We start from the raw sequence: 4,395 nt of genomic DNA on the forward strand, positions 1-4,395 counted from the left end.
CCAATCCAGCCGACGTAATGTTACCTTGTATATTGACCTCTTTTATTGGAACTATTGCTGCGTTTTTGATTGTCGGCATTCGCCAAAAGGTCAATTTTAAAAGCGCTTCTTTGTTGGTCGCTTTGATGACAATTATTGCAGGAATTGTGGGGCTTTTGTTTTACATCAACACCTTAGATTTAATTGGTAAAAATTTCTTTACTTCCAATCTTTCGGGATTAATGTTGGTGGCTATTATTGGTTTTACTTTGGTTTTTTCGTTTATAAATGAGAAAAAGTTTGTAGCTCATGATACTACTATTTTTGACACTTTTGTAACAGGTGCTAATAATGGTTTAAAAACCGGAGTAACTATTTTTCCTTATGTAATGGGAATGTTGGTAGCAATTTCGTTTTTTAGAAATAGCGGTTTATTTGAAATCATCAGTAACGGAATTTCTTTTGTGTTCTCCAATATTGGCGTAAGCAAAGCCATTACGGACTCGTTACCAGTAGCCATGTTACGACCTTTTAGTTCCGGAGGTTCGAGAGGATTTATGATTGATGCTATGCGTACTTTTGGCCCGGACTCGTTTACAGGAAGATTAAGTTCTATTTTCCAATGTAGTGCCGAAACTACTTTTTATGTTATTGCAGTTTATTTTGGTTCAATTAAGGTAAAAAACACCCGTTATACTTTGAGCACTATGCTTTTGGTAGATTTAATTTGTGTGATTACTGCGATTTTGGTAGCAAGCTGGTTTTTTTAAATCTATAATCCTACAAGGTTGGAAACCTTGCGGGTTATTTGTAATTTTACTCTTCTAAAAATTCAATAATGGACTTTATATATCAAGACCCGTATCCAATTTTAAAAGACGATACACAATACAAAAAACTAACTTCCGACTTTGTAAAAGTGGAACAATTAGGCAATAGAGAAATTCTAACTGTTGATCCAAAAGGATTGGAATTGCTAGCGCAAGAAGCCATGAACGATGTGTCGTTTATGTTGCGAACAACCCATTTGCAAAAATTAAATAACATTTTAAACGATCCCGAAGCGACAGATAACGATCGTTTTGTGGCCTACAATTTATTGCAAAATGCAGCCGTAGCCGTTGAAGGGCAGTTGCCATCGTGTCAAGACACCGGAACAGCGATTGTAATGGCTAAAAAAGGTGAAAATGTATATACAGGTGCCGATGATGCCGAATGGTTGTCAAAAGGAATTTTCAATACCTACCAAAATAAGAATTTACGTTACTCGCAAATTGTTCCGATTTCGATGTTTGAAGAAAAAAATTCAGGATCGAATTTACCGGCTCAAATTGATATTTATGCTAAAAAAGGAACATCTTATGAGTTTTTGTTTTTAGCAAAAGGAGGCGGTTCGGCGAACAAAACCTTTTTGTACCAACAAACCAAATCACTATTAAACGACAAATCGATGGAGACTTTCGTTCGTCAAAAAATCAAAGATTTGGGTACTTCGGCTTGCCCACCGTACCATTTGGCGTTAGTAATTGGAGGAACTTCTGCCGAAGCGAATTTGGCAGCTGTCAAAAAAGCCTCAGCAGGTTATTTCGATCATTTGCCTACTTCAGGAAACATGGCAGGTCAGGCTTTTCGCGACTTAGAATGGGAGAAAAAAGTATTGGAATTTTGCCAAGAGAGTTCCATTGGAGCGCAGTTTGGCGGGAAATATTTTGCACACGATGTACGAGTAATTCGTTTGCCACGTCACGCGGCTTCTTGTCCAGTTGGATTGGGAGTGTCGTGTTCGGCAGATAGAAACATCAAAGGAAAAATCACCAAAGACGGTATTTTCCTAGAGCAATTGGAAACCAATCCAAAACAATTTTTACCGGCTACGCCACCGCATTTGGAAGCACCGGTTGAGGTCGATTTGAACCGACCAATGAAGGATATTTTAGCGGAATTGTCGCAATACCCAATCAAAACCCGTTTAAAATTGAACGGAACTTTGATTGTAGCACGTGACATTGCGCATGCCAAAATTAAAGAGTTATTGGATGCGGGTAAACCAATGCCAGACTATTTTAAAAACCATCCAATTTATTATGCAGGACCTGCAAAAACCCCAGACGGAATGGCATCAGGAAGTTTTGGACCTACCACCGCAGGCCGTATGGATGTGTACGTAGAAGAATTCCAAAAAGCAGGCGGAAGCATGATTATGCTAGCCAAAGGAAACCGTACTAAACAAGTAATGGATGCATGTAAAACGTATGGCGGATTCTATTTAGGTTCTATTGGAGGACCAGCTGCCATCTTAGCGCAAGACAATATCTTGAAAGTAGAAGTAGTAGATTTTGAAGAACTCGGAATGGAAGCGGTACGTAAAATTACCGTGAAAGATTTCCCAGCCTTCATTATTACTGATGATAAAGGAAATGATTTCTTTGAGAATTTGTAAAATTAGAAAGGTTTCAATAATCTTTTAGGTATAAAAAACAAACCTGCAATAGCTTCAATGCCTTGCAGGTTTTTATTTTTTGGGCGTTGGACGGGCTGTACGCTGTATCTTTTTAGTTCGGGCTTCGAGAGCCTCAGCCCCCGCACTAAAAAGGATGCCGCTTCCATTCCTAACGCGGTCTGTCTTGAAGAAGATATAAAATTTATGGAGAACTTATTCGTTGAGTAAATGGGTTACTTCAGATTTTAATACAGGTAAATTCTTAATTACAATTCCCCATATTACATCATCAGAAACGGAGTCGTAGCCGTGAATAATTCGGTTTCTTACATCCACTATTTTTCTAGAATTTGAAATTTCAATACTGCTATTTTCTTTGAGAATTCGATTCATAGCTTCGCCAATGATTTCAATATTTCTTTCAATGGCTCTCTTGGTTCTTAAATCGTTTTGATATATTTCGAATATTTTAGGAGTATCAACAAAATAACTTTCAATTTCATTGATTGAATTTAGAATATCATACAACCAAGTTTTGATCGAATTATCCATAAATCAATACTTTGTTCTGATTTAAAGATTGCTTGAAATACGGATTTTTCACCGCTTTTTCTTCTAATAAATCTACCTTTCTTTTCAATATAGTTTCAAGAGAAAATTTTAAATCATAATAATTATCTCCATATTCTAAAACGTCTATATTTTCAAAATCCACTACTAAATCCACATCGCTATCAGCATTGAATTGATCAGTATAAACAGAACCAAAGCCATACAAAGACTTTACCTTATGCGTTTTGCATAACGTGAGAATATCTTTAAAATGAAGGTCAATTAAATTCATTAGCTTGAAAATTAGAGTCAAAAATACAAAAAATGAGTTATCTATTTTTTATACTCCTCTTTTTTAAAAGTTTTTATAGTATCAAGTTGCCCCATTTCATTATAAAAATACCAATCTCCAATATAATACCAATGGTCTTCTTTCTCAGTATGGTCTAGTTGAGTGCGTCCTCTTTTCATGATTTTCCCATTAGGATAATAGAAAGTCAATTGGGATGAATTGGTATGGTATTTTTCTTTTTTAACTAGTATTCCTTTGCGGTAGTGTTTCCAAGTGCCTACTTCGTTACCTTTACGATAACGCCCTTTTACAGTGTAGATTTCATCTAGGGTGTCAGCAGTAATCCATTTACCCACTCGCTGGTGATTGACCATTTGGTTGGTTTTGCAGGATAGAAAACTAATTACAATAACCACTGAGAAAAGGAGTTGACGAGGCATAGGTTTAGGATTAAGTTGTTATTTGCGTTTTAATAACTACCATGCGAAAGGATTAACTTCGTTGAATTTCATTTCGCGTAGTAGTGGGTAAAGATTCATAAAGTAATTATTTTAATCAATATATTAAAATAAAACAGGCAACCTATTTAGGAGTAGGCATAAAATCCTACATTGTTAACCGCAAGAGCGCCTGTTTTGTAATTAATGGGGTTAAACTATAAATATCAATCAAAGAAGTTATTGCCACTTGTTTGAAATGTATTGTCATAAAGTTTGTCCAATATTTTTTGGGCGGATTCTTTGTGAGCCCAATATGGTGCTGTGGCGCCTTCATCAAGTTTTTCTTGACAATGTTGCATTAGTAAATTTAATGCAGCCTTAATAGCTATTGTTTCGCAGTCGTCTAGTGTGATAGAATGTATATATGTTGTCATATTTTTGGGATTTTAATGTTTAGTTGCTGTTACAATAGCTATGGATTACTAAAAGTCTCATGCTTGAAAAGATAATAAGGCACGAGCAGGATGCTCGCGGCAGCGTTTGGGGAAACGACTTCTTTGAGAATTTGTAATATTAGATCCCGTTCACCCTCTTTTAGTTAAAATAAATAAACCTACAAATCTTAAAATTATGAATTTGTAGGTTTAAATTTTTTATTCTGAACTATTTCACGTTTAGCTGAGTTTAATTTG

6 protein-coding genes are annotated in these 4,395 nt (G+C 35.8%); 2 read left to right on the plus strand and 4 right to left on the minus strand.

Annotated elements, in window-relative coordinates:
- Positions 1-749 (plus strand): spore maturation protein (locus tag ACIQ6Z_RS09215; RefSeq protein WP_396210591.1); only part of this gene is annotated, 749 nt, incomplete at its 5' end.
- A 68-nt stretch (positions 750-817) separates the two neighbouring features.
- Positions 818-2,419: a fumarate hydratase gene (locus ACIQ6Z_RS09220; protein WP_396210592.1), complete on the plus strand. Its 1,602-nt coding sequence runs from the start codon at positions 818-820 to the stop codon at positions 2,417-2,419.
- Between the two features lie 213 nt (positions 2,420-2,632).
- Here ACIQ6Z_RS09220 and ACIQ6Z_RS09225 read toward each other — a convergent pair whose 3' ends face one another.
- From ACIQ6Z_RS09225 to ACIQ6Z_RS09240, 4 genes are all read right to left on the minus strand, one after another.
- Positions 2,633-2,971 carry a DUF86 domain-containing protein gene (locus tag ACIQ6Z_RS09225; RefSeq protein WP_396210593.1) on the minus strand — a complete coding sequence of 113 codons (339 nt, stop codon included), beginning with the start codon at positions 2,969-2,971 and terminating at the stop codon, positions 2,633-2,635.
- Positions 2,964-3,263 (minus strand): nucleotidyltransferase family protein, encoded by a 300-nt coding sequence (locus ACIQ6Z_RS09230; RefSeq protein WP_396210594.1) that lies wholly within the window; start codon positions 3,261-3,263, stop codon positions 2,964-2,966. The genes ACIQ6Z_RS09225 and ACIQ6Z_RS09230 overlap by 8 nt, the downstream gene beginning before the upstream one ends.
- 41 nt (positions 3,264-3,304) lie before the next feature.
- Positions 3,305-3,703: a hypothetical protein gene (locus tag ACIQ6Z_RS09235; protein WP_396210595.1), complete on the minus strand. Its 399-nt coding sequence runs from the start codon at positions 3,701-3,703 to the stop codon at positions 3,305-3,307.
- A gap of 224 nt (positions 3,704-3,927) precedes the next feature.
- Positions 3,928-4,137, minus strand: coding sequence for a hypothetical protein (locus tag ACIQ6Z_RS09240; protein ID WP_396210596.1), 210 nt, complete (start codon positions 4,135-4,137; stop codon positions 3,928-3,930).
- Positions 4,138-4,395: the final 258 nt, after the last annotated feature.

Source organism: Flavobacterium sp., from assembly GCF_044376915.1.
Classification (GTDB): Bacteria; Bacteroidota; Bacteroidia; order Flavobacteriales; family Flavobacteriaceae; genus Flavobacterium.